This window comes from Pseudoxanthomonas sp. CCNWLY206-1, from assembly GCF_039710385.1.
In the GTDB taxonomy this organism is placed as follows: domain Bacteria; phylum Pseudomonadota; class Gammaproteobacteria; order Xanthomonadales; family Xanthomonadaceae; genus Pseudoxanthomonas_A.
Map to the genome: position 1 here is coordinate 875,307 of NZ_JBDKXI010000001.1, position 25,258 is coordinate 900,564.

The window sequence follows — 25,258 nt, forward strand, 5'->3', positions numbered from 1 at the left end:
CATGAACAATTTCGCCCACTACGCCGTGCTCACCGCGATGCTGGCCCCGGCCTTTTTCCTCACCGCGACGGCTTCGCTGTTGCTGTCAGCCAATAATCGCCTGGCCCGCATCATCGATCGCGCCCGCACGCTGCTGCGCGAGCTGGTGGACATCGAGGACGAGGCTGAGCGCGTGCTCTACGAAAGGCGTATCGCCCTGCAACGCCGGCGCAGCCTGATTATCTTGCGCGCGGGCCAACTCCTTTACGGTGCCATCAGCCTGTTTGTCGGTACCAGCCTGGCGGTGGCCGTGGACACCTTCGTCGGGCATCGCCTGGGTGCCCTGCCGACTTGGCTGGCCGCCGCCGGTGTGCTGGCAATGCTGGCGGCCAGCTTGCTGCTGGCGCGGGAGTCCACCCTGGCGGTGACCGCGATCAACGAGGAAATGGACCACCGCCATTTCCGGCGCAAGACGCCGATCAGGTAGAGCGGCAGGTCAGGTACGTAGCGTGCACTGCGCGCACGTCGTGACCCATTCCAGGCGCGGCACCGACCTCCACCCTCTATTCGTACGCACCGCGCACGCTACGGCAGGTGTGGCTACGGTAGCGGCGGCTTGCCACGCTTGGCGCGGAAGTAATTGCTCAGCCGCCGGCTGGCTTCTTCCGCCAGTACCCCGCCCTGCACTGCCACCCGATGGTTGTGGCGTGGATCGGAGATCAGATCGAATACGCTGCCGCAGGCGCCGGTCTTGGGGTCACTGGCAGCGAACACCAAGCGGCTTACCCGCGCGTGCACCAAGGCCATGGCACACATCGCGCAGGGCTCCAAGGTCACGTATAGCGTGGTCCCAATCAGACGATGGTTACCCAGCTTCCGCCCCGCCTGCCGCATCGCGACGATCTCAGCATGGGCGCTTGGATCGCTGTCAGCCAGGTTACGGTTCCAGCCTTCACCAAGCACTTCGCCGTCCGAGCTGACCAGCACCGCGCCCACCGGTATCTCATCGAACTCTTGTTCCGCCCGATCGGCCAGCGCAAAGGCATGGTGCATCCAGTGCTCGTCGGGCAGCAGTGAATTCATTTCTGTAACGGGCGGGCCCCATCGGCCATGGGCCATGGGCCAGGAGCAGCGGAACGCGAAGACGTCAGCGTATCCATCGCACCCCTCATTCCCATTCGATGGTCGCTGGCGGCTTGCCGCTGATGTCGTACACCACGCGGGATATACCCCTCAGCTCATTGATGATGCGGTTGGAAACCGTACCCAGGAAGTCGTACGGCAAGTGTGCCCAGTGCGCGGTCATGAAATCGATGGTCTCCACTGCGCGCAATGCGATCACCCATTCGTAGGCGCGGGCGTCGCCCACCACGCCGACGGATTTCACCGGCAGGAATACGGCGAACGCCTGGCTGGTCTTGTCGTACAGCTCGGCTTTTCGCAATTCTTCGATAAAGATCGCATCGGCCTTGGCCAGGAGTTCGGCGTACTCGCGCTTCACTTCGCCCAGGATGCGCACACCCAGGCCGGGGCCGGGGAATGGGTGGCGGTACACCATGCTGCGCGGCAGGCCTAATTCGACGCCCAGGCGGCGCACTTCGTCCTTGAACAGTTCGCGTAGCGGCTCCACCAAGCCCAGCTTCATATGTGCTGGCAGACCGCCGACGTTGTGGTGGCTCTTGATGACGTGCGCCTTGCCGGTCTTGCTGCCGGCCGATTCGATCACGTCGGGGTAGATGGTGCCCTGCGCCAGCCATTTGGCGTTGGCCAGCTTGCCGGCTTCTTCATCGAAGATATCAACGAACAAATTGCCGATGATCTTGCGCTTGGCTTCCGGGTCCGCCACGCCTTCCAGCGCATTGAAATAACGGTCAGCGGCGTTCACCCGGATCACCTTGACACCCATGTGCTCGGCGAACATCGCCATCACCTGGTCGCCTTCCTGCCAACGCAGCAGGCCGGTATCCACGAACACACAAGTCAGCTGATCGCCGATGGCCTTGTGCAGCAGTGCGGCGACCACCGAAGAGTCCACGCCGCCGGATAACCCGAGGATCACCTCATCCGAGCCGACCTGCTCGCGCACGCGGGCAATCTGGTCTTCGATGATGTGGGCAGCGGTCCACAGCGTCTTGCAGCCGCAGATATCCACCACGAATCGCCGCAGCAGGGTTTCGCCCTGCAAGGTGTGCGTTACTTCCGGGTGGAACTGCACGCCATACCAGCGCTTGGTCTCATTGGACATCGCCGCAACCGGAATACGGTCCGTTTTGGCGGTAACAGTGAAGCCGGGTGGCGCCTTGGCGACGTGATCGCCATGGCTCATCCACACGTTCAGGCGTGGCTCGCCGCCGTGGTCGCTGAGGCCTGAAAACAATGCATCCGGCGCGACGATTTCCACTTCCGCATGACCGAACTCGCGCGCGTCCGCGGCTTCGGTGGCGCCACCCAGCTGCGCGGCCAACGTCTGCATGCCATAGCAAATGCCAAGAATCGGTAGACCCGAATCGAAGACTTCCTGCGGCGCGGCCGGTGCGCCATGTTGAGTAGTGGATTCCGGACCGCCCGACAGGATGATCCCCTTGGCGCCATATGCCGCGATTTCAGCGGGATCATGGTCCCAGGCCCAGATTTCGCAGTACACACCGATTTCGCGAATACGCCGCGCGATCAGCTGCGTGTACTGCGCACCGAAATCTAGGATGAGGATCTTGTCGCTGTGGATATCGGTCATGGGGGCCGGGAATCGAGGATGGAGAATCGGGAATCGCTGAAACGCTGGGGGTTCATCGATTCCCGATTCCCGATTCCCCATTCCCGGATAGGCTTTTAGCCCATCCGGTAATTCGGTGGTTCCTTGGTGATCTGCACGTCGTGCACGTGGCTTTCGCGCTGACCGGCGCCGGTGATGGTCACGAACTGCGGCTTCTTCTGCATCTCTTCGATGGTGGCGCAACCCACGTAACCCATGGTCGCGCGCAAGCCGCCGATCAACTGATGGATGATGCCGCTGAGCGGTCCGCGGTAAGGAACCCGACCTTCAATGCCTTCCGGCACCAGCTTGTCGGCGTCGCTGGCATCCTGGAAATAGCGGTCCTTGCTACCCTTCTCCATCGCGCCCAGGCTGCCCATGCCGCGATAGCTCTTGTAGCTGCGGCCTTGGAACAATTCCACTTCACCCGGAGCTTCCTCGGTGCCGGCGAACAACCCGCCGATCATCACCGTGGAAGCGCCGGCAACAATGGCCTTGCCGATATCGCCGGAGTAGCGGATGCCGCCATCGGCAATCAGCGGAATACGATCCTGCAGGGCTTCCGCGACCATGCTGACCGCCGTGATTTGCGGCACGCCGACGCCGGCGACCATGCGTGTAGTACAGATCGAACCCGGACCCACGCCGACCTTCACCGCATCGGCACCGGCATCCATCAGCGCCAGTGCGGCGTCGCCGGTGACGATGTTGCCGCCAATGACCTGCAACTGCGGGAACTGCTTCTTGGCCCAGGCCACGCGATCGATGACGCCCTGCGAATGCCCATGCGCGGTATCGACGATCACCACGTCCACGCCCGCAGCCACCAACGCTTCGATGCGCTGATCGGTGTCTCCGCCCACGCCCACGGCGGCGCCCACCACCAATCGGCTGGCGCTGTCCTTGGCGGCGTTGGGGTTGTCGGTCTTCTTCTGGATGTCCTTGACGGTAATCAGGCCGCGCAGGTCGAAGCCGTCGTTGACCACCAGGATTTTTTCGATGCGATGCTTATGCAGCAGTTGCAGCACTTCCTGGTCGCTGGCGCCTTCCTTGACGGTGATCAGGCGCTCCTTCTTGGTCATGATGTGGCGGACCGGATCGTCTAGCTTGGTCTCGAATCGCATGTCACGGCTGGTGACGATGCCCACCAGCTGCCCGCCGTCCACCACCGGCACACCGGAGATGTTGCGGGCGCGGGTCAGTTTCAGCACCTCGCCAATCGTGGTTTCCGGCCCGACCGTGAAGGGTTCCTTGATGACGCCGGCTTCGAACTTCTTGACCTTCGCCACTTCGGCGGCCTGCTGCTCAACGGTCAGGTTCTTATGGATGATGCCGATGCCGCCCAGCTGGGCCATGGCGATGGCAAGGCGCGCTTCGGTGACGGTATCCATGGCGGCCGAGACGATCGGCAACTTCAAACTCAGGCTGCGCGTCAGGCGCGTACCCAGGTCGACGTCTTTAGGCAGGACGATGGAATGAGCGGGGACGAGGGAAACGTCGTCGTAGGTGAGTGCTTCAGCCTGGATGCGTAGCATCGGCGGACCCGGTAGTTGGGGAAGCGCGACATTGTACCTTGTTTGGCGGGTTGGTTGGAATTCCCGGGCTACCGGTTCGGCAACGATGCGTCGCGTAGACAGGTGGAAAGTCGCTCGCTACGCGAGCTGCAAAGAGGTAAGTCGCAGCTACGGCGCTGTCAGTAAAAGCGGTGACGCCTCATCTTTGCAGGCCGCACCGTGGCCGACTTGTCCCTTTGCAGGCGGCGCAGCGGCCGACTTCACGGCGCTTCGGCGGCTTCCAGCGTGTTCTGCATCAGCGTCGCGACGGTCATCGGCCCGACGCCGCCGGGGACGGGGGTAATCCAACTGGCCCGTTTGGCGGCTTCGTCGAAGCCTACGTCGCCGACCAGACGCCCGTCCTCCAGTCGGTTGATGCCCACATCGATGACGACGGCGCCGGGCTTGACCCATTCCCCCGGAATCAAGCTCGGTTTGCCGGCCGCCACCACCAGGATGTCGGCGTCGCCGACTCGGCTGCGCAGCACGTCCGGCGGAGTGAACTTGTGGCAGCTGGTCACGGTGCAGCCGGCGATGAGAAGTTCCAGCGCCATCGGCCTGCCGACGTGATTGCTGACGCCCACGATGGTGGCGTTCTGTCCGCGCACGGGTCGATCTGTATAGGCCAGCAGCGTGGTGATGCCGCGTGGAGTACACGGGCGCAAACCGAACTGGCGCAGGGCCAGATGGCCGACGTTCTCGGGATGAAAACCATCCACATCCTTGCGCGGATCGATCTGGTGGATCAGGCGGCTGGCATCGGGAATGCCCGGCAGCGGCAACTGCACCAGAATGCCGTGGATCTTCGGATCCGCGTTCAGTTGATCGATCAGGGCCAGCAGTTCCCGCTCGCCCGTACCGGCAGGCAGGTCGTAGTCGTATGCCGCGATGCCGACTTTTTCCGCCGCGCGTCGCTTATTGCGCACGTAGACGGCCGAGGCCGGATCCCCTCCCACCAGGACAACAGCCAATCCCGGGCGCGGCAAACCCGCGGCAATGCGCGCATCGACCTTGGCTTTCAGGTCGTCCAGCAGGTCTTCGGCAATACGGCGGCCATCGAGGATTCGCGCGGTCATCAGGGGGATCAGGTGTAAAGTCTCGGCGTGTATTGTCCCCGATTCGCGAGCCGGGTTGTAGGAGCGCCTCCATGGCGCCAGCTTTTCACGATAATTCAGCCAGAAAGATGATCGACAATCTTTCAAAAGCTCGCGCCCACGGGACGCCCCCAAGGAACCCGACCATGACCGACACCACTGCCCTGGAAGCTGCCGCCTTCCGCCGATTGCTGAAACATCTCAATCAGGATCGCCCTGATGTACAGAACATCGACCTGATGATCCTCGCCGGTTTTTGCCGAAACTGCCTGGCGGACTGGTATCGCGAAGCGGCCGAATCCGCCGGCCAACCGATGGATAAGGAAAAAGCTCGCGAACACGTCTACGGCATGCCGTTCGCTCAATGGAAGGCGAAACACCAGAAGGACGCAACGCCGGAGCAGCTCGCCGCTTTCGAAGCCACGCAAAACAGACCCTAGTGATAGGCAAAACGCTGCTGATCTTCCTCGCGCTTTTCGCGCTGCTGTATCTGGCGCTGTGCGGGTTGCTCTATGCCAAGCAGCGCGCGTTGATCTACTTCCCCGAGACGACGCGCGTAGCCGCTGCGCAAACCGATGTCAGCATCGACCGAAGCGATGTCGTTCTCCGCGGCTGGGTGGCCAATCCGGGCCGCTCAGGCGCCATCCTCTACTTCGGCGGCAACGGCGAAAGCATCGAGTTGAACCGTGGCGGTTTCGCCCGGTATTTTCCCAGCCGCAGCAGCTATCTGATCGCCTATCGCGGCTATGGTGCGAGCGATGGACAGCCTGACCAGAACGCGTTATTCGCGGATGCTCTGACGATATATGACGATGTTCGGCAACGCCATGCCGGCCCCATCGCAGTGATAGGCCGCAGCCTGGGTAGCGGCGTTGCCAGCTACCTGGCCTCGCAGCGCACGGTTGACAGGCTGGTGCTGGTGACCCCGTTCGACAGCCTGGCCGATGTCGGGCAAACGCACTACCCGCTTTTTCCCGTGCGCTGGCTGGTCCGCGACCGGTATGAATCGTTTCGCTATCTGCCGCAACACGCAGGACCGCTGATGGTCATCCGCGCGCCGAACGATGCCGTGATCCCAGCGCGACATACCGATCGATTGATCGCCGGGCTGCCTCGAGAACCCGAGATCGTCGCGTTCCCGCGAGCAGATCACAACAATCTTTCCAGTGATCCGCGTTACTGGCAATCGCTTGCGACGTTCGTGCAAGCGGAAACGGTGGAGGCCAATCGGCCCGAACGCAGGTAGCTTGGCGCTGCCCGGCCGACGCATGCGGTGCTCCGGGACGGACAAGGCGTCGTGAGCATGGCCCCGACCTACGCCCGGGAAGACACTGAGCAGAAACGCTGGTAGTCGATATAGCCAGGAAATGGCGCGCCTACCGCGCACACCGGGCATCCTGGATCCGGCCGCAGCCGGACTTCGCGAAAGCGCATCGACAACGCGTCGAAATTGAGCAGCCGGCCCGCCAGCGATTCGCCGATTTCCAAGATCAACTTGATCGTTTCGTTGGCCTGCAATAGGCCAATGACGCCCGGCAGGACGCCCAGCACGCCCGCTTCCGCACAGTTGGGCGCGAACTCCGGTGGCGGCGGCTCCGGAAACAGGCAGCGATAGCAGGGCGCTTGTCCGCGACGCCGTCCGGCATCGAACACGCTGACCTGCCCTTCGAAACGCTGCACGGCGCCGTACACCAGCGGTTTGCCGTGTTTGATGCAGGCATCGTTGAGCAGATAGCGCACCGGAAAATTGTCTGCGCCATCCAATACGACATCCACACCGTCCAATAGCCGATCGATGTTGTCGGAGGTCACCCGCTCGGCCACGGCCTCCACTTGCATGCGTGGATTGAGCGCGGAAAGCGTGGCCTGGGCCGACGCCACTTTCGGTGTGCCGATGCGTGCTTCGGTATGCAGGATCTGCCGTTGCAGGTTACTGCGATCCACGACGTCGTCATCGGCGATACGCAGATGGCCTACACCGGCCGCCGCCAGATAGAACGCTGCCGGCGAGCCCAAGCCGCCGGCGCCGATCATCAGCACACGCGCACGCTGCAACCTGTGCTGGCCGGCGACACCTACTTCCGGCAGGAGCAAATGGCGCGAATAACGTTCGTAGAAATCCTGCTGTTCGGCGTCGAGCTGCGGGGTGACGATCGGCAATCGTTCTTCGATCCAGCGCGAGGTGCCGCCGGCCACCGACATCACGCGGGTGTAGCCGGCGGCATGCAGCACTTGCGCCGTTTCAAGCGAACGTCCGCCCTTCTGGCAGATCAGTACGATCTCCGTGCTGCGGTCGGGCGCATGTGCACCGGGATTGGCTTCCAGCACTGCCTTGGAGACGCCCCGCGCGCCTTCGGCCTGCCCACTCGCTCTTTCGTATTCTTCGCGCACGTCGAAGAACAGTGCACCGCGTGCCAGGTGCTTCCGGACGTCAGCCGGGGTGATTTCGTGGATGCCCATGCCGGAATTATCCCGCAAACGTCCGTCAGTAACCGATGACTTCCACCACATCGCCACTCGCGTAGTTGCGCGCGCCTTCAGGCAGCACGATCAACACGTCGCTGTCGGCCGCACCGCGTAGACGGTGGGAAGCGTCGGCAGGATGAGGCGTGACCGACAACCTCCCATCCGGGCCGCAGTTCAATCGGCCACGCAGGAATTCATGGCGGTCGTGGGTCTTGGTCCAGGCGGCCGCAAGCGCGGCGAACCAACGCGGACGGGATTCCTCCCTGCCCTGCAGTCCGTCCAACAGCGCACGCCCAAGGTTGCTGAAGGTGGCCAGCACCGATACAGGATTACCGGGCAGCCCCAGAAACGCGGCACGTTCCAAAGTGCCGAACAATACCGGCATACCGGGTTTCATCCGCACTTTCCAGAAATGGATCTGGCCATGCGTACCCAGCATCGCCGGAAGCAGGTCTTTCTCGCCAGCGGAAACGCCGCCGCAAGTGATCACCACATCGAACGCGGATGCCGCGTCGCGCAGCTGAGATTCGATTCGAGTTGGGTCGTCCGGCAGGCTCGGCCACGCCGTAGGCTCCAGCCCTTGCGCGCGCAACAGTCCCATCAGCAATTCGCGATTGCTGTTGTATATCTGTCCCGGCGCCAACGGTAGACCCGGCTCGACCAGTTCGTCGCCCGTGGTGAACACCGCGACGGTGGGCCGCCGGGAAACCATCACGTCGGCAATGCCCAACGCGGCGATCAGGCTCAGGCGCGCGGGTGTCAGTACCTGCCCTGCTTGCAGTACCACGTCACCGGCAGCCACATCGTCGCCAGCCCGGCGGATGTCGGCTCCCGCACCGGGGATGGCTTCCAGATCGATGACGCCATCGTGTTCTCGGACGTTTTCTTTGACAACGACAGTGTCCGCGCCGGCAGGCAATGGCGCGCCAGTGGTGATACGCGCGCATTCCCCCGCACCGATGCGCAGGCCTGTGTCGTAACCAGCAAATTGCTCGCCGACGATGCGCAGGCGAACCGGGCTGTCCGCCCGTGTATCTGCGTGCTGTACGTCTGCGTGGCGGAGAGCGAAACCATCCATGCGACTGTTGTCGAATGGCGGCAGGGAGATCGGCGCTTGAATCGGCTCAGCCAGAATGCGTCCGTCAGCACGACGGATCGCGATCCGTTCCTGCGTCAACCGCCGCTCGCCGGCAACCCGCTGGACGATAGCCACGGCTTGCTCATAAGCGATACGGGTGGGAAGGTCATTCATCGTTTACGGTGCGGACACAGCGGCTGAGGAGCTGCCTATTTGCCGCGCTTGACGTGGCGGATCAAACGACGCTTCTTGGCCACTTGCTTTTCGGTCAAGACGTTCTTCTTGCCTTCGTAAGGGTTCACGCCTTCCTTGAAGATGAATCTCACCGGCGTGCCGACCAGCTTGAAACGCTTACGGAAGAAATTTTCCAGATAGCGCTTATATGACTCGGGCAGCACCTTAAGCCGGGTGCCGTGCACGATGAACGTCGGTGGATTGGTGCCGCCGGGATGTACGAAGCGCAGCTTGGAGACGTGGCCGCGGATGCTGGGTGGCGGATTGGTTTCGTAGGCGATTTCCAGCGCTTTATTGACCTCGCTGGTAACCAGTTCCTTGGTGGCCGACGCATGCGCGCGATGGATGGCGCGGAACAACTCGCGTAGCCCGGAACCGTGCTTGGCCGAAATCCGCACCGCTTCTGCCCATTCCACGAAGCTGAGCTTGCGCGACAACAGCGCTTCCGCTTGTTCGCGCTGGTACGTGGTCAGCCCGTCCCATTTGTTGATGGCGACCACCAAGGCGCGGCCGGCATCGAGGATCGCGCCCAACACGCTGGCATCCTGATCGGTGACGCCTTCGGTGGCATCCAGCAGCAGTACCGCAACCTGGCACTGCTCGATGGCCTGCAAGGTCTTGACGATCGAGAACTTCTCCACCGCCTCGTCCACTTTGGATTTACGGCGCAAGCCGGCAGTGTCGACCAAGCGGTACTGACGACCGTCCCGCTCCATATCCACCGCGATGGAATCGCGCGTGGTGCCCGGGACTTCCGAAGCGATCATCCGCTCTTCGCCAAGCAGACGATTGACCAAGGTGGACTTGCCGACGTTAGGGCGGCCAACGAAGGCGATACGCACACGTGCGGGATCGTCATCGAGCACCTCGGCGTCGCCTTCTTCCGGCAAGCGTCCCAGCACCTCTTCCAGCAGATCGTCGATACCCTGGCGATGCGCGGCGGAAACGGCGATGACGTCGCTGAAGCCGTAGCGCGCGAAGTCCGAACGTGCCGTGGATTCCTCCAGGCCATCGATCTTGTTGATCACCAGCATCGTCGGCCGCGCAGTCTTGCGCAGCCAGGCCAGGATTTCGTCATCCAGTGACGAGGCGCCTTCGCGGCCGTCAACGATGAACAGTACGAGGTCGGCTTCTTCGGCAGCAGCGCGTGCCTGACGCGCGGTGGCTCCAGCCAGCCCTTCTTCCTGACCCGCGATACCGCCGGTATCCACAACGGCGAAAGGCTGATCGGGATCGAGTCGGCAAACGCCGTAGTTGCGATCACGGGTAACGCCAGGCTCATCGTGCACAAGTGCATCGCGGCTGCGAGTCAGCGCATTGAATAGCGTCGATTTGCCGACGTTGGGACGGCCCACAAGGGCGACAAGGGGAAGCATGAAAGGTGCCGAAGACCGGAAACGAAATGGGGAGCGGAGCGGCAAGCCAACGGCCCACCCGCCCCGGCGCGACCACGAACGAGGGCGCCATGGTATCGGGAAAACGCCCGCACGTCGCGGCGCCAGTGGGCGCCGCACAGAAACTTCCCGGCTTTGGGGCAGCTTCGGCCGGTGGCCCGCCGCGCCCTATTATTGGAAGCGGAAGGCCGTCAGTTCGCCATTGACGTTCTGGACTATCAGAATGCCATCGGCGACCACGGGCTTGCCCCGCAGCGGCTTGCGGCCGGCCCGCTCGCGCGCAGCGAGTTCGCCGTTATCGAGCTTTAGCCAATGCAGGTAGCCATCCAGATCGCCAACCACGGCGTAATCACCATGGATGCTGGGGCCGGTCAGCGAACGGCGCGCCAGCGAGGGGTTGGACCACATGGGTGCGCCGCTGTACTTGTCCAGCGCCCACACGGTGCCCGCCGGATCAGCGACGACCACACTGCTGCTGGTAACGCCCAATCCGCCCACACCGCCGTTTTCGCGCGCCCACAGCGGTCGGCCGCTCGGACCTTCCAGCGCCACGGTTTCCTTCTTGAAGCTGGTAGCGAACAAGGTGGTGCCTTCCAGTACCGGTGCACCGTCGACGTCAGCCATGCGTTCCAGCTCAGTGCGGCCGCTGGGGACGCCCACGGTCTGGTTCCAGATTTCGCGGCCGTCATTTACCGCCAGCGCCGATACAGTGCCGTCATCATTGCCAACGAACAGGACGCCTGGGCCCAGAGTCAGCGATGCGTTGCCGCGTACCGTCAAAGTGGGTGGTTCCTGATTGTGGAACCACCGGCGTTCGCCGTTGGTGGCGTCGAAAGCGGATACTCGGCCATCGTTGCTGCGCACGAACACCAGGCCGTCGCCGATGGCCGGCGCGGTGATGACTTCGCTCGGCACCTTGGCGCGCCACTTTTCCGTGCCGGAAGCCGCGTCGAGCGCGATCACCTGGCCTTCGAGGGTACCAATGGCAACCAGTCCTTCACCTACACCCGGACCACCGGAAAGGCGTAGTTCTGGTTTCTTCTTTTCTTTCTCGGGCTCGTATTCCCAGACCTTTTTACCGGTCTGCAGATCGAAAACGCGCACGCCCCCTTCCACTGCCGCCGCATAGACCTTGCCGTCTTCGACCACCGGCGTCTGCTGCAGACCCAGCTTGTCCTCACCCTTGCCTGCATTGGCGCTCCACAGCTTGGACACCGTGACGCTTGGGGTGAAGTCGGCCAGTTCCGCCGGCTCCGTGGGTTTTTCGTTTTCCTTGTCTTTTCCGCCGAACCAGCCTTTTACGGTGCTGCAACCAGACAACACCAGCGCCAGTGCCGCGACAATGGCGATTCGCTTAAACATCGATTGCGGCCTCATCAGGTCGGCTCTCCAGACTTAGGAGGCGTACCGCCCGCGTCGGTAAGTTTCAGTTCCACCAGTCGGCGCTGCGGCGCCGCCACGTCCAGACCGGTCAGGGCCTTGGTATAGGCGTCACGCGCTTCTTCGCGCTTGCCGGCCGCCAGCAAAGCGTCGCCACGGACTTCCAGCCCAGCCGGATCATCGGCTTGGCCAAGCAGCTTGAGTGCTTCATCGGGCTTGCCAGCATCGGTCAGCAGACGCGCGAGCCGCAGATTGACCAAGGGACGCAAGGAGGCATCGGGGGTCAGTCCACGCAAGGTAGCGATCGCCTCATCCCGTTGCCCGGCGTCAACCTGGACTTTGGCCAGCTGCAGTCCGGCTAGATCGGCATAGATCTGATCCCCCGCATCTTTCAGCTTGGCGACGGCAGCCTTGGTTTTAGCGGGGTCCGGCTTCGCGTTCGCGGGATTGCCGGACAAACTTTCGACGGCAGTTTGATACGCAAGATGGGCCTGCTGATTCTGCTTGGCCTGTTCCTTCTGCCACCACTGCCAGCCAAAAATAACCGCCAGACCAAGGGCTACGCCGCCGATAAGGCCGGCGCCGTTATTCCTGAGCCAAGTGCGGACGCGTTCGCTTTGTTCGTGTTCGTCGAGCAGATCGTCAATCGCCATGCGTACTCTTGCCCCGTCTGGCGGGGTCTTGGTATTTAGTTGGACAGACCCGTACGCGAGTCAGTCTGCGACCGGCGCCAGGGAACCCTCAGAGGATACCGCAAAGCGCGCGACATTCGCTCGCTGAAACGGTGTTAGGTCCACCGTACTACCTGCATGCTGAACCTCGACCGCAGCTGCATTGCCCAACACGATCCGGCCTACTTGCCCTTTGACATAACTGCGTTCATCGCCAGCCTTCAACAACGCCTGCTCAATGCTGGTACCGTCAGGCGCAATGATCTGCACCCAGCTCTCGCCACGGAAACGCAGGTTGAGAGAGGGTACGGATGGACGCGAAATAGGCGGCGCCATCGAGGCTACGTATGGTGCAGCCGGGAGGGTGGAACGCTCCCTTTCCTGCGGCATTGCCGCATCGCTACCTGGCGGCACGGATACGGGCGGCATTGTGTCCAGGGATGCAGTGGGAACACCGACATCGCCGTTGCGCGACTGGATGGCCAGCCAAGCGGGAACGGCGAAGAAGCACAGCGTGATCACCACATAGATGGCGCGGCGCTGTGCACTTTCCATGAGGCGCTGGAACTTGGGAGTATAGCTGCGGCTGATCAGTTCGACCGGCTGCACCACGTCCAATTGCGCCCGCTGAAGATAGGGCTCCACGTCAACCTTCAGCAACCTGGCATAGCTGCGTAGCTGCCCGCGTACGAATACCGGCGCACCTAGCTGCTGCCATTGCTCCCCTTCCAGCGCCTGCAGCACCTTCACAGGCATCTTCAGGCGACTGCCGACTTCCGACAGGCTGAGCCCCGCTTCTTCACGTGCTGCCCTCAGAAACGCCCCGCAGCCCCCAAATTGCTGCGTATCAAACGAGTTTGAATCCGTCATGGTCCTGCACTTCCCCCAAGATTAGCTTCGACCGCGTCGGGAAATTCCGCCCGTAACTGTTTAACATATCGACTGGCAGCAACCTTGTCGCCCAGCCTTTCTTCGATTTGTGATGCTAGTTTCAGCATGACCGGACTGGCTGGCGCCGCCGCCAGACGTCTTTCCACAAACGCCCGCGCTTCAAAGAAACGTTGGCTGCGATATTCGTTTTCCGCCATTGCCCCCAATGCAAACGAATTTCGCGGATCCAACGCAAGTGCCCGGCGCAAGTCGCGCTCCGAGCGCTCGTACTGACCAACCTTGGCGGCACAGCCACCGGCGTTAGCCAAGGCTGCGGCCGGGGTCGCATAGTTCGGATCGTTCAACGCCCGATCGAACCAGACCAGCGATTCGGCAGGATAGCCGTTGGCACACAACCATGCACCATAGTTATTCTGCCGACCACCATCCAGTGGCGGGAGCTCGGCGGCTCGCTTGTAATGAGCGCCTGCCTGGGAAGCCCGGCCGCGCCGGTCTTCGATTATCGCCATCAACGTGGTGGCATCAGCCGAATCCGGCCTCATTTTCAATACCGCCTTCGCGCTCTGCTCGGCAGCGTCCAGCTTGCCCGCTTGCAAATTTTGCAGAGCTCGCCCCATTTGCTCCTGGGCAGCCATCCGCTGCTTGGTCGCGGGTGTATCGCTGACCTGATAGTCCGGCGCGATCTGTTCGCCGTCCTTGCGCTCCATCTTGGGCTTGACGAAGGTGAGCCGACTGCAGCCGCCAGCCAGCAGCATGGGGATGATCAGCAGCAGCGCTACCTTATGCAGCCGCATCACTGATGCCCTGCGCTTCGAGCTGGCGCCGGAACTCGGCTTGGCGGCGGGTACGGTCAACCACCTGGCCCTTCAATTGCCCGCAAGCGGCATCGATGTCGTCGCCGCGCGTGCGACGCACCATCGTCAGCACCTGCGCATCCAGCAATATCTTCTGGAATGCGCGGATGTCGCTTTCGCTAGACCGTTCGTAACGGGTACCCGGGAACGGATTGAATGGAATCAGGTTGACCTTGCCCGCATCCTTGGACTGCGCTGCGTTGTCGAACTGGCGGATCAACCTGGCGAGCTGACGCGCATGCTCGGGTCGATCATTCACGCCTTTCATCATCGTGTATTCGAACGTTACCGAATCGCGCTTCTTGTTGTGCCGTACATAGCGCGCACAAGCGGCCATCAATTCTTCGATGGGATATTTTTTGTTGAGCGGCACCAGTTCCGTACGCAGTTCGTCGTTGGGCGCATGCAACGAAACCGCCAGCGAAACGTCGGTCTCCACCGACAACCGATCGATCATCGGCACCAGGCCCGCGGTGGACAACGTCACCCGCTTGCTAGCCAGGCCATAGCCCAAATCGTCGCGCATGATGTTCATCGCGCGCACGACGTTGTCGAAATTCATCAGTGGCTCGCCCATCCCCATCATCACCACGTTGGTGAGCTTGCGCTGCTGATGCGGCACGTTGCCCAGATGGCGCGCGGCGATCCACACCTGGCCAATGATCTCGGCAGCGGACAGGTTGCGGTTGAAACCCTGCGTGGCGGTGGAACAGAACTGGCAATTGAGCGCGCAACCCACTTGCGAGGAGACGCACAGCGTGCCGCGGTTCTTGTCGGGAATGTAGACAGTTTCGATGGCGTTGCTTCCGCCATCCATGCCCAACAACCATTTGTGCGTGCCGTCGTGAGATGGCTTATCGAAATGGACGTTCAAAGCGACGACCTCGGCATGCGCTTGCAGCTTTGCGCGCAAGGCCTTGCCGAGGTCGGTCATGGCGTCGAAGTCAGTGACGTAGCGGTGATGGATCCACTTCATCACCTGATGGGCGCGGTAGCGCTGTTCGCCGAGAGTCTCGGCGAAAAAGCGCTCCATGCCCTCGCGATCGAGGTCGAGCAGGTTCTGTTTCTTGGCTACGACTTCGTTCACGTCGGTCACAGGTTCAGCGGGAAAAAACTTCGGTGCTTGCGAAGAAATAAGCAATTTCCTGGGCAGCCGTTTCCGCTGCGTCGGAACCATGCACGGCATTGGCGTCGATGCTGTCTGCGAAGTCAGCACGGATAGTGCCCGGCGCCGCATCCTTCGGATTGGTCGCGCCCATCAGCTCGCGATTCTTGAGGATTGCGTTCTCGCCTTCCAGCACCTGGATGGCGACCGGACCGGAAATCATGAACTCGACCAGCGCATTGAAGAACGGGCGCTCGCGGTGTACGGCGTAGAAACCTTCCGCCTCACGGCGCGACAGGTGCTTCATCTTGGAGGCGACGATCTTCAGACCGGCCTTTTCGAAACGCGAATAGATCTCGCCGACGACGTTCTTGGCGACGGCATCAGGCTTGACGATTGACAGTGTGCGCTCCAGCGCCATGGGGATTTCTCCGTTGGGCGGGCCACTAAAGACCCAAGGTTAACATGAAAAAACCCGCGTCGAAACGCGGGCTTAGCCTAACAAGCGTAGCGGGATTCTAACGTATCCCGCACATGGTTTACATAACCTCCGCAGAATAATGCTGCAGAGCAACATGACTTCGCCCATGGATGAGCCCAGAATCAAACAAGCGTTTGATTAACCGGAACTCCCATGGGCAATGCCACGCACTTCTCCACCAAGGACCGCATCCTCGGCGCCGCCGAAGAGCTGTTCGCTCAATATGGCTTTGCCGGCACTTCGCTGCGCCAGGTCACCAGCCGCGCCGACGTGAATATCGCTGCGGTCAACTACCACTTCGGCTCGAAGGAAAACCTGGTCAACGAGGTTTTCCGCCGCCGCATGGACGACATGACCGCCCAGCGCCTGGGTCAGCTCAAGACCGCGCTGGAACAGCATCCTGGCGAGCTGGAACCGATCCTGGCCGCCTTTGTCCAGCCGGCGCTGGCACTCGCCCAGGACCGCCATGGCGGCGGCGCCTTCGTGCGCGTCATCGCCCGTGCCTACGCGGAAAAGAACGACGGCCTGCGCCAGTTCCTGTCCGACCACTATGGCCATGTACTGCGCGAATTCGGCAAGGCGATCGCAGCCTGTGTGCCCGGATTGAGCAAGGAAGAGCTGTACTGGCGGCTGGACTTCTTCTCTGGCGCCCTGACCTACGCCATGGCGGATTTCGGCCTGATCAAGCGCCCCGCCGGCGTCACCGAGACAGCGCATCGAGAACGCGCTGCCCGCGAACTGATCCGTTTTGCCGAGGCCGGCCTGCGGGCCGACCACGTGAAGTAATCAACCAACACAAGGGTTCATCCAAATGTCCAACAAGTTGCTTGTACGCAAGGCGGCCGTCCTGGGCGCCGGGGTCATGGGCGCGCAGATCGCCGCTCATCTGACCAATGCGGGCGTCGACACGGTGCTGTTCGACTTGCCCTCCAAGGAAGGCCACCCGGACGGCGTCGTCCTGAAGGCGATCGCCAACCTCGCCAAGCTCAGCCCGGCGCCGCTGGGTTCCAAAGCGCTGGCCGAAGCCATCACCCCAGCCAACTACGAAACAGGACTGGAGCATCTGAAGGACTGCGACTTGATCATCGAGGCCATCGCTGAGCGGATGGACTGGAAACAGGACCTCTATAAGAAGATCGCGCCGTTCGTCGCCGACCGTGCCGTGCTGGCCAGCAACACGTCAGGCCTGGGTATCAATGCCTTATCCGAAGTATTGCCAGAACAACTGCGCCACCGCTTCTGCGGCGTGCATTTCTTCAATCCGCCGCGCTACATGCATCTGGCCGAGCTGATTCCCGCCAAGACCACTGACGCGGCCGTGCTGGAAGGCCTGGAAACCTTCCTGACTACCGCGCTGGGCAAAGGCGTGGTCTATGCCAAGGACACGCCTAACTTCATCGGCAACCGCATTGGTGTGTTCTCGATCCTGGCCACCATCCACCACACGGCCGAGAACAATCTGGGCTTCGACGAAGTGGATGCCGTCACCGGGCCATTGATCGGCCGGCCCAAGTCGGCGACCTACCGCACCTCCGACGTCGTCGGTCTGGACACCATGGCGCACGTCATCAAGACCATGGCCGATACCCTGCCGAATGATCCCTGGCATCAGTATTTCGCCGCGCCCAAATGGTTGCAGGCGCTGATCACGAAAGGTGCACTGGGCCAGAAGACCGGCGCAGGCATCTTCCGCAAGGTCGGCAAGGACATCATGGTGCTGGATCTGGAGAAGCAGGACTACCGTTCCGCCGATCGTGCCGCCGCGCCGGAAGTCGTCGAGATACTGAAGATCAGGAATCCGGCCGAGAAATTCGCCAAGCTGCGCGAGAGTCAGCACCCGCAGGCGAAGTTCCTGTGGGCGGTGTTCCGCGATCTATTTCACTACAGCGCCTACCATCTGGCGGATATCGCCGATACCGCGCGCGATGTGGATCTGGCTATCCGCTGGGGCTACGGCTGGTCGCTAGGCCCGTTCGAAACCTGGCAGGCCGCCGGCTGGAAACAGGTGGCGCAGTGGATCGCCGACGATATCGTGGCCGGCAAGGCGATGAGCAGCGCGCCGCTACCGGATTGGGTGTTCGACGGTCGCGAAGGCGTCCACGCCGCCGAGGGCAGCTACAGCCCCATCAAGAACGCCAAACTGCCCCGCTCCGCACTGCCGGTCTATCAGCGCCAGCGCTTCCCGGATCCGCTGCTGGGCGAAGCCTTCGCGCAAGGTGAAACCGTCTATGAGAACGACGGCGTTCGCATGTGGACCGATGGCGATGGCGTCGCCGTGGTGGGCTTCAAGACCAAGATGAACACCGTGTCCGACGCAGTGCTGGACGGCCTGCAAGCCGCCATTGGCAAAGCCGAGCAGGACTTCAAGGGCCTGGTGATCTGGCAGCAGAAAGAGCCGTTTTCCGCCGGGGCCGATCTGGCCGGTGCACTGGGTGCATTGCAGGCAGGCAAGATCACCGAGTTCGAAGCGATGGTGGCCAACTTCCAGGCGACCAGTCAGCGCATCAAGTATTCGCTGGTGCCGGTCGTAGCCGCCGTGCGCGGTCTGGCATTGGGCGGCGGCTGTGAATTCCAGATGCACAGCGCCAAGACCGTGGCCTCGCTGGAAAGCTATATCGGCCTCGTCGAAGCCGGTGTTGGTTTACTGCCTGCCGGCGGCGGCTTGAAGGAAATCGCGGTGCGTGCCTCGCAGGCCGCGGGCCCGGGCGGCGACGTGTTCGCCGAACTCAAGCGCACCTTCGAAACCGTCGCGATGGCCAAAGTATCCACCTCTGCGTTCGAGGCGAAGGAACTGGGGCTGCTGCGCGCTACCGACCACGTGGTCTTCAATGCCTACGAGCAGCTCTACGTGGCCAAGCAGCAGGTGTTGGCCATGGCTGAAAGCGGTTATCGCCCGCCCCTGCCCGCGCGTCGTATCCAGGTGGCCGGCGATGTCGGTATCGCCACCTTCAAGATGATGCTGGTCAACATGCTGGAGGGCCGCTTCATCAGCGAGTACGACTACGAAATCGCCACCCGGATCGCCACTGTTATCTGCGGCGGCGAGATCGACCGCGGTTCGCTGGTGGACGAAGAATGGCTGCTGAAACTCGAACGCAAGCATTTCGTCGAACTGGCCCAGCAGGAAAAGACCCAGGCCCGCATCGGTCACATGCTGAAGACGGGTAAGCCGCTGAGGAACTGAGAATCGGGAATGGGGAATCGGGAATAGAACAGCCCGGCGCCCCCTTCCTCCCAATTTCCGCCGGAAATCCGGAATTTCCGAGATCAGGCGAATCTGTTTTTACGATTCCCGATTCTCCCATTCCCCATTCCCGGCTTTCGGAGAAAGCCAAATGAGCAAACAAATCCAAGAAGCCTATATCGTCGCCGCCACACGCACACCGGTCGGCAAGGCGCCCAAAGGTGTTTTTCGTAATACCCGTCCCGACGATATGCTGGCGCACGTGCTGAAGGCCGTGATCGCGCAGGCGCCGGGGATTGATGTCAACCGCATTGATGACGCGATCATCGGTTGCGCGATGCCGGAAGGCGAGCAAGGCATGAACGTGGCGCGGATCGGCGTGCTGCTGGCGGGCCTCCCCAACACCATCGCCGCACAGACCATCAACCGCTTCTGTTCGTCGGGCCTGCAGGCGGTCGCGCTGGCGGCCGATCAGATCCGGCTGGGCAATGCCGACCTGATGCTGGCCGGTGGTACCGAATCGATGTCGATGGTGCCGATGATGGGCAACAAAGTTGCGCTAAGCCCGAGCGTCTTCGCCAAGGACGAGAACATCGCGATTGCGTACGGCATGGGTATCACCGCGGAAAAAGTGGCCGAGGAATGGAAGATTTCGCGCGAAGATCAGGATGCCTTCGCCCTGGTCTCTCACCAGAAAGCCATCGCAGCCATTAACGCCGGCGAGTTCAAGAACGAGATTTCGCCGTACGAAGTCGTTTCGCACCTGCCCGATCTGGCCGGCAACACCATTCGTCTTAAGAAAGCGTGGGTTGAGAACGATGAAGGCCCGCGTCCGGATTCCTCTGCCGAAGGCCTTGCCAAGCTTCGTCCGGTATTCCGCAACGGCCAGTTCGGCGGCAGCGTCACCGCAGGCAACAGCTCGCAGATGAGTGATGGCGCCGGTGCGGTACTGCTGGCTTCGGAACAGGCCATCAAGGACTACGGACTGACTCCGCTGGCCCGTTTCGTGAGCTTCTCAGTCGCTGGCGTTCGACCGGAAGTGATGGGCATTGGTCCGATCGCCGCAATTCCCAAAGCGCTCAAACTGGCCGGCCTGACCAAGGACCAACTGGACTGGATCGAACTCAACGAAGCCTTCGCCGCGCAGGCGCTGGCGGTGATCCGCGACTCCGGTTTGGACCCCTCCAAGGTCAACCCGCTGGGCGGCGCCATCGCATTAGGCCATCCGCTGGGCGCTACCGGCGCGGTGCGCACCGCGACCATCGTGCACGGCCTGCGCCGACGCCAGCAGAAGTACGGCATGGTGACGATGTGCATTGGCACCGGCATGGGCGCAGCGGGCATTTTCGAAGCGCTCTGAGTTCTTACCGATTGTGGAAAAACGGGCAGCTCAGGCTGCCCGTTTTCGTTTGCAATGAAAGTCTTCAATAGCGGAACTGTCGGAGTGGCGATGTTGCGCGGCATCTTCCGGTTTGACTTTTGCCGGCTACGCCAGCCGAGTTCCGTTGGCCGTCACCACCACGCCTTCTTCCGTAGGGAAGCCGGTCAACAGAAATTCGGAAATGAAAGGTCCCACCTGCTTGGGCGGAAAGTTGATCACCCCGACGATCTGCCGCCCCAGTAGTTCTTCCGCGCGGTAGAGGTTCTTCACTTGCGCGCTGGTTTTTTTGGTGCCATACGGTCCAAAGTCGACCCACAGTTTCCAGGCAGGCTTGTGCGCTTCTGGAAATTCCTCCACCCGCACCACGGTACCGGCGCAAATCAGCACCTTCTCGAAATCAGCCCAGGTAATCGTATCGTTCTCGCTCATGGGTCGTATCGCTTTTCCATCCGATCTTTCCAGGCGTCCTTGAGTTCGGCCCACCAATATCCCAATTGTGCGCCGATGAATCCCGCTGGCTTCAAAGCCGATACCAGTCCGTAATCAGAAAAGCCGCGCCAGCGCTCATCGTTTTCTGCTATAGCCGCGGCCAGCACTTCACCCGCGAAGGTCGTTGGCGCGACCCCATGCCCACCAAACGCTTGAGCCAGCCAGAGTCCGTCATCGACACGACCGATCTGCGGCATCTGATGGCGCGCATAGCTCATCAATCCCGACCATGCATACTCGACGGCCGTACCTTCCAGTTGCGGAAATACTTTCATCAGATCGCGATACAACAGGCGCTTCACGGCCTGTGGCGACCGATCCAGTATCGATATCCGGCCGCCCCAGAGGAGCCGTGTGTCCGGCAGCGGGCGATAATAGTCGAAGGCGAAACGCGTGTCGTAAATGGCCGCACCCGTCGTTAAGACATTCGACATTCGGTCCCCCAACGGCTCGGTGACCATCACATAGGTGGCGATGGGAAGTACGCCGGCATCGACCTGTCGCCGCAGTCCCGCCAGGTAGCCACCACAGGCCAGTACCACGTGCTGCGCATGGATTTCACCGTTTGGCGTTCGGATACGCCACGCGGCGCTCTCCCGCTTCAACGCGATAGCAGGGGTTTTTTCGAAAATGGAAACACCCTGCTCAACCGCCGCACGTGCAATACCGTGCGTATATTTCAATGGATGGAAATGAAAACCTTGAGCCTCGAATAATGCGTCGTAATAGCGCTCGCTACGGATTTTTTCACGCAGTTCGGCTTGTGTGAGCCATTGCCAATGGGCGTCGTAGTGTTCTGCCAGCAAACGTTGACGCGAGCGCAATATCTCCGGATCGCGGAACCAGTTCGCCCAGATCGCTCCGCCCTCAGTGACATCGCAGTCGATGCGGTATTGGCTAATGCGGCGGCGAATGGTTTCGACCGCGTCACGTGTGCCGGCGTATAGCGCCTTCGCTCGCTGTGGGCCAAGCTCTCGCAGCAAGGCTTCTTCGCCACGTGAGAACCCTGCAAAAACGAACCCACCGTTACGACCGGACGCACCGAACCCAATGTTCTCGGATTCCAGTACCGTCACGCCGTCCGTGCCGCGCTCGGCCAATCCCAATGCCGTATTCAGTCCCGCGAATCCGCCACCTATGACGCACACGCTCGCCTCCTGCTTGCCTTGCAAGGAGGCATAAGCCGGAGGATCAACAACGGTGGCCCGGTAATAATCGCGAGGTGGTGTTGGCATATCAACCAAGCGCTACGACATATTGCGCAGCGCCTAGCCTACCTCAGGTATCTACCTGTATCGCACCTGCTCGTGCCCTTTGCGCTTCTGGGCTCTTTGCCGTTGTAGGGGGAGTCTTGCCGCTAAGGCCACGATAGGCGAAGAGCTCGCGCCGGCGGTGCTTCTACAGATGCCCGAGGATGGCCCCAGCCGCGCCGCCTGACCTACTGCAGGTCCTGCACACCTAGTTCGCTCAAGGCATCCTGCATCATGGTGCGGGCGGCATCACTCAGCTTTTCATGATCCAGCGCATAGCGGATCGTGGCCTCGATCAAGCCGATGTGCGTGCCGCAGTCGAAGCGAGTGCCTTGAAACCGATAGGCATGCACGTGCGACTCCGCCAGCAACGTCGCAATGGCATCTGTCAGCTGGATTTCACCGCCGGCACCCGGCGTGGTGCTCTCGAGCAACGAAAAAATGCGCGAATCCAGCACATACCGCCCGACTACTGCCAGATTGCTGGGAGCCACTTCGGGCTTCGGCTTTTCCACCATCGCGGTGATGCGTCCCGAGCGTCCGTCGAATGGCTCGGTTGCCACGATCCCGTAGCTGCCGGTTTGATCATGCGGCACATCCTGCACCGCAATGACGCTTGCACCCGTCGCCTGGGCAGCATCGGCCATCTGCTTCAGGGCGCCAGCGCCACCACGATTCCAAATCAGATCGTCCGGCAACAATACTGCGAACGGCTCATCGCCGACGATCGGCTTGGCGCATAGCACCGCATGGCCTAAACCCAGAGCTTCCGCCTGGGTCACGAAAACTGCTCGCACGTGCGGCGGCAGCACATTGCGCACCAGCTCCAGTTGCTCGGTCTTGCCCGCCCTCTCGAGCTTCTGTTCCAGCTCATAGGCCTTGTCGAAATAATCCGCGACGGAGTGTTTGTAGCGGTTGGTGACGAAGATCAGCGTATCGCAACCCGCTTCTATCGCTTCATCAACGGCGTACTGGATCAGCGGCTTATCGATGATCGGCAGCATCTCCTTTGGAACCGTTTTTGTCGCCGGAAGGAATCGCGTACCCAACCCGGCTACCGGGAATACCGCCTTTCGTATGCGCTGCGTCATCGGGTCTTTCTGGCCTCACGAGCGGGGAAGACAACAATGTTAGCCGAGGCTCCGTTTGCGTCTTCTTCACGCACGATCGGCTTGAAGTCCGGCACCGCCACACGCAGAACTTCTTGCAATTCCGTAGTGTCGTAGCGGGTGAATGCTCCTCGCAACCGCTGTAGCGCCATCTCGATAAACTCGGGCGACACTTCGCGGGCTTCGGCTTGCATGATCTTCGAATGCGACGTTGGGCGATAACGCTCATCGGCATGAAACAGATTTTCGTGCAGCTTTTCGCCAGGACGCAGACCGGTGTAGACGATGGCGATATCGCGGCCCGGTTGCTTGCCAGCCAGCCGAATCATCTGTTCGGCAAGCAGCCGGATCGGCACGGGCTCACCCATGTCCAAGGTATAGATGGAGGCATGGGCCGCCCCGGCCGCCGCCTGCAGAATCAGCTGGCTGGCTTCGGGGATGGTCATGAAATAACGAGTGACCTCTGGATCGGTCACCGTCACTGGCCCGCCCTTGCGGATCTGTTCGCGGAACAAGGGCACCACGCTACCGGCGGAATCCAGCACGTTGCCGAACCGCACAGTGACATAGCGTGTACTGGCACGCCCATCGTCCAGTGCCTGGCAGGCCATTTCGGCCAGCCGCTTGGTGGCGCCCAGCACATTGACCGGATCGACCGCCTTATCGGTGGAGATCAGCACGAAAGTAGCCACGCCGGTTTCGCGGCATGCGCGAGCCACCGTCTCGGTCGCCAGCACATTATTGCCAATCGCTTCTCGCAGGTGCTGTTCGAGCAGCGGCACCTGCTTGTAGGCAGCCGCGTGGAAGACGGCATCCGGTTCGGAAATCCTCAGCGCATGGGCAATTACCGCGGGATCCCCGCAATTGCCAAGTACGGGAAGAATTTCCAGATCGGGAAAAGCACGCTGCAGATCACCCTGGATCGTAATCAATGCCAGCTCATCGATCTCCAGCAACGCAATGCGCTGCGCACCGTGACGGGCGCATTGGCGGCAAAGCTCTGAGCCGATCGAACCACCGGCGCCGGTCACCAGCACGGTACGCCCGCCCAGCCATCCGCGAATCAGCTTCCAGTCCGGCATAACCGATTTGCGGCCCAGCAGATCCTCGATGGCAACCTCTTTCAAATCGCCGGGCATTGATTGCCCTTCCAGCACATTCACCAGGCGTGGCACCATCCGGAACGGCAATCCCGTGCTTTCGCAAATGGCTACCACCCGCTGCATGGCAGGCGCATCGAGCGAGGGCATGGCGATGACCAGCAGCTTGGCGGCCGTTTCACGGGCCACGGCCGCGGCGCTCTCCAGGCCGCCCAGGACGGGAACGCCCTGAAGCTTCGACCCATGCAGCCTGACCGCATCATCCAAGAATGCCACGGGATAGTAGACACCGGTGCGGCGCAACTCTCGAACCAGCGCTTCGCCTGCTCGTCCTGCGCCCAGGATCAGTACGCGGGAGGCAGCCTCATGCGAACGATTGGCCTGATTGTCCTTCCATGCCCGGTAGACCAAGCGTGGCAGACCCAGGAAACCTATCAGCACAAAAGGATAAAGGCCCAGCACCGCACGTGGTACCGATCCGAAGCGATTGTAGAAGAACAGGCCGGCGACCACCGCCAGCGAGCCGAGCGCCGAGGCCTTCAGCAGATTCCACAGATCGGGCAGGCTGGCGAATCGCCAGAGGCCACGATAAAGACCCATCCACCAGAACACCATCCCCTGGCCCAGCAGGACAATGGCGACTTCGTTCGACCAGAGAGGAAATTCCGGCGACTCAGGCAACATTGCATAGCGCAAGCGATGCAGTACCTGCCAGCACAGCCACACCATAACAAGGTCGTGGCTAGCCACCGCCAAGCGAGGCAGCGCACTGGTGACCCGATCTCGCCACGAACTCATTACATCAATCTCCTT

23 protein-coding genes are annotated in these 25,258 nt (G+C 61.7%); 6 read left to right on the forward strand and 17 right to left on the reverse strand.

What is annotated here, in order from left to right; genetic code table 11:
- Position 1 precedes the first annotated feature (1 nt).
- Positions 2-466: a DUF2721 domain-containing protein gene (locus AADW18_RS03730; RefSeq protein WP_337341994.1), complete on the forward strand. Its 465-nt coding sequence runs from the start codon at positions 2-4 to the stop codon at positions 464-466.
- 113 nt (positions 467-579) lie between these two features.
- Here AADW18_RS03730 and tadA read toward each other — a convergent pair whose 3' ends face one another.
- The 4 genes from tadA to folD form a co-directional block, all read right to left on the reverse strand.
- Positions 580-1,062 carry a tRNA adenosine(34) deaminase TadA gene (gene tadA, locus AADW18_RS03735; RefSeq protein WP_337341995.1) on the reverse strand — a complete coding sequence of 161 codons (483 nt, stop codon included), beginning with the start codon at positions 1,060-1,062 and terminating at the stop codon, positions 580-582.
- Positions 1,063-1,147: 85 nt separating this feature from the next.
- Positions 1,148-2,713 (reverse strand): glutamine-hydrolyzing GMP synthase, encoded by a 1,566-nt coding sequence (guaA, locus tag AADW18_RS03740; protein ID WP_337341996.1) that lies wholly within the window; start codon positions 2,711-2,713, stop codon positions 1,148-1,150.
- A 95-nt stretch (positions 2,714-2,808) separates the two neighbouring features.
- Positions 2,809-4,266 carry an IMP dehydrogenase gene (gene guaB, locus AADW18_RS03745; RefSeq protein WP_337341997.1) on the reverse strand — a complete coding sequence of 486 codons (1,458 nt, stop codon included), beginning with the start codon at positions 4,264-4,266 and terminating at the stop codon, positions 2,809-2,811.
- 239 nt (positions 4,267-4,505) lie between these two features.
- Entirely contained in the window at positions 4,506-5,360 is an 855-nt protein-coding gene (gene folD / locus AADW18_RS03750) for a bifunctional methylenetetrahydrofolate dehydrogenase/methenyltetrahydrofolate cyclohydrolase FolD (protein ID WP_337341998.1), read from the reverse strand.
- Positions 5,361-5,524: 164 nt separating this feature from the next.
- On the opposite strand from folD, the gene AADW18_RS03755 reads away from it, so the two are divergent.
- Both AADW18_RS03755 and AADW18_RS03760 read left to right on the forward strand, forming a co-directional pair.
- Positions 5,525-5,818: a DUF1244 domain-containing protein gene (locus AADW18_RS03755; protein ID WP_337342116.1), complete on the forward strand. Its 294-nt coding sequence runs from the start codon at positions 5,525-5,527 to the stop codon at positions 5,816-5,818.
- Positions 5,818-6,624, forward strand: a complete 807-nt coding sequence (locus AADW18_RS03760) for an alpha/beta hydrolase (protein WP_337341999.1) — start codon at positions 5,818-5,820, stop codon at positions 6,622-6,624. Before AADW18_RS03755 ends, AADW18_RS03760 begins: the two co-directional genes overlap by 1 nt.
- Positions 6,625-6,692: 68 nt before the next feature.
- Here AADW18_RS03760 and moeB read toward each other — a convergent pair whose 3' ends face one another.
- From moeB to ndk, 9 genes are all read right to left on the reverse strand, one after another.
- Positions 6,693-7,838, reverse strand: a complete 1,146-nt coding sequence (gene moeB, locus AADW18_RS03765) for a molybdopterin-synthase adenylyltransferase MoeB (protein WP_337342000.1) — start codon at positions 7,836-7,838, stop codon at positions 6,693-6,695.
- Positions 7,839-7,863: 25 nt separating this feature from the next.
- Positions 7,864-9,096, reverse strand: a complete 1,233-nt coding sequence (gene glp, locus AADW18_RS03770) for a gephyrin-like molybdotransferase Glp (protein ID WP_337342001.1) — start codon at positions 9,094-9,096, stop codon at positions 7,864-7,866.
- Positions 9,097-9,131: 35 nt separating this feature from the next.
- Positions 9,132-10,532 (reverse strand): ribosome biogenesis GTPase Der, encoded by a 1,401-nt coding sequence (gene der, locus AADW18_RS03775; protein ID WP_337342002.1) that lies wholly within the window; start codon positions 10,530-10,532, stop codon positions 9,132-9,134.
- A gap of 189 nt (positions 10,533-10,721) precedes the next feature.
- The gene (bamB, locus tag AADW18_RS03780) at positions 10,722-11,927 is read right to left on the reverse strand and encodes an outer membrane protein assembly factor BamB (RefSeq protein WP_337342003.1); all 1,206 of its coding nucleotides are present in this window, start codon (positions 11,925-11,927) and stop codon (positions 10,722-10,724) included.
- Positions 11,927-12,583, reverse strand: coding sequence for a tetratricopeptide repeat protein (locus AADW18_RS03785; RefSeq protein WP_337342004.1), 657 nt, complete (start codon positions 12,581-12,583; stop codon positions 11,927-11,929). The genes bamB and AADW18_RS03785 overlap by 1 nt, the downstream gene beginning before the upstream one ends.
- Before the next feature lie 60 nt (positions 12,584-12,643).
- Entirely contained in the window at positions 12,644-13,471 is an 828-nt protein-coding gene (locus AADW18_RS03790) for a RodZ domain-containing protein (RefSeq protein ID WP_337342005.1), read from the reverse strand.
- On the reverse strand, positions 13,468-14,286 hold the full coding sequence (locus AADW18_RS03795; RefSeq protein WP_337342006.1) for a type IV pilus biogenesis/stability protein PilW: 819 nt from the start codon (positions 14,284-14,286) through the stop codon (positions 13,468-13,470). The genes AADW18_RS03790 and AADW18_RS03795 overlap by 4 nt, the downstream gene beginning before the upstream one ends.
- On the reverse strand, positions 14,273-15,433 hold the full coding sequence (gene rlmN / locus AADW18_RS03800) for a 23S rRNA (adenine(2503)-C(2))-methyltransferase RlmN (RefSeq protein WP_337342007.1): 1,161 nt from the start codon (positions 15,431-15,433) through the stop codon (positions 14,273-14,275). The genes AADW18_RS03795 and rlmN overlap by 14 nt, the downstream gene beginning before the upstream one ends.
- A gap of 13 nt (positions 15,434-15,446) precedes the next feature.
- Positions 15,447-15,872: a nucleoside-diphosphate kinase gene (gene ndk, locus AADW18_RS03805; protein ID WP_337342008.1), complete on the reverse strand. Its 426-nt coding sequence runs from the start codon at positions 15,870-15,872 to the stop codon at positions 15,447-15,449.
- 213 nt (positions 15,873-16,085) lie between these two features.
- Here ndk and AADW18_RS03810 point away from each other — a divergent pair, with 213 nt between their 5' ends.
- The 3 genes from AADW18_RS03810 (at position 16,086) to AADW18_RS03820 (ending at position 20,476) form a co-directional block, all read left to right on the forward strand.
- The gene (locus AADW18_RS03810; protein ID WP_337342009.1) at positions 16,086-16,718 is read left to right on the forward strand and encodes a TetR family transcriptional regulator; all 633 of its coding nucleotides are present in this window, start codon (positions 16,086-16,088) and stop codon (positions 16,716-16,718) included.
- 25 nt (positions 16,719-16,743) lie between these two features.
- Positions 16,744-19,116: a 3-hydroxyacyl-CoA dehydrogenase/enoyl-CoA hydratase family protein gene (locus AADW18_RS03815; RefSeq protein WP_337342010.1), complete on the forward strand. Its 2,373-nt coding sequence runs from the start codon at positions 16,744-16,746 to the stop codon at positions 19,114-19,116.
- 151 nt (positions 19,117-19,267) lie between these two features.
- Positions 19,268-20,476, forward strand: a complete 1,209-nt coding sequence (locus tag AADW18_RS03820) for an acetyl-CoA C-acyltransferase (protein ID WP_337342011.1) — start codon at positions 19,268-19,270, stop codon at positions 20,474-20,476.
- Between the two features lie 126 nt (positions 20,477-20,602).
- Here the strand turns inward: AADW18_RS03820 and AADW18_RS03825 are convergent, their stop codons facing one another.
- From AADW18_RS03825 to AADW18_RS03840, 4 genes are all read right to left on the reverse strand, one after another.
- Positions 20,603-20,926, reverse strand: coding sequence for a tRNA-binding protein (locus AADW18_RS03825; RefSeq protein WP_337342012.1), 324 nt, complete (start codon positions 20,924-20,926; stop codon positions 20,603-20,605).
- A complete protein-coding gene (locus AADW18_RS03830) occupies positions 20,923-22,221 on the reverse strand; it encodes an FAD-binding oxidoreductase (protein ID WP_337342013.1) in 1,299 nt (432 codons plus the stop codon). The genes AADW18_RS03825 and AADW18_RS03830 overlap by 4 nt, the downstream gene beginning before the upstream one ends.
- A gap of 203 nt (positions 22,222-22,424) precedes the next feature.
- On the reverse strand, positions 22,425-23,327 hold the full coding sequence (gene galU, locus AADW18_RS03835; protein WP_337342014.1) for a UTP--glucose-1-phosphate uridylyltransferase GalU: 903 nt from the start codon (positions 23,325-23,327) through the stop codon (positions 22,425-22,427).
- Positions 23,324-25,243: a nucleoside-diphosphate sugar epimerase/dehydratase gene (locus AADW18_RS03840; RefSeq protein ID WP_337342015.1), complete on the reverse strand. Its 1,920-nt coding sequence runs from the start codon at positions 25,241-25,243 to the stop codon at positions 23,324-23,326. The genes galU and AADW18_RS03840 overlap by 4 nt, the downstream gene beginning before the upstream one ends.
- Between the last annotated feature and the right edge of the window lie 15 nt (positions 25,244-25,258).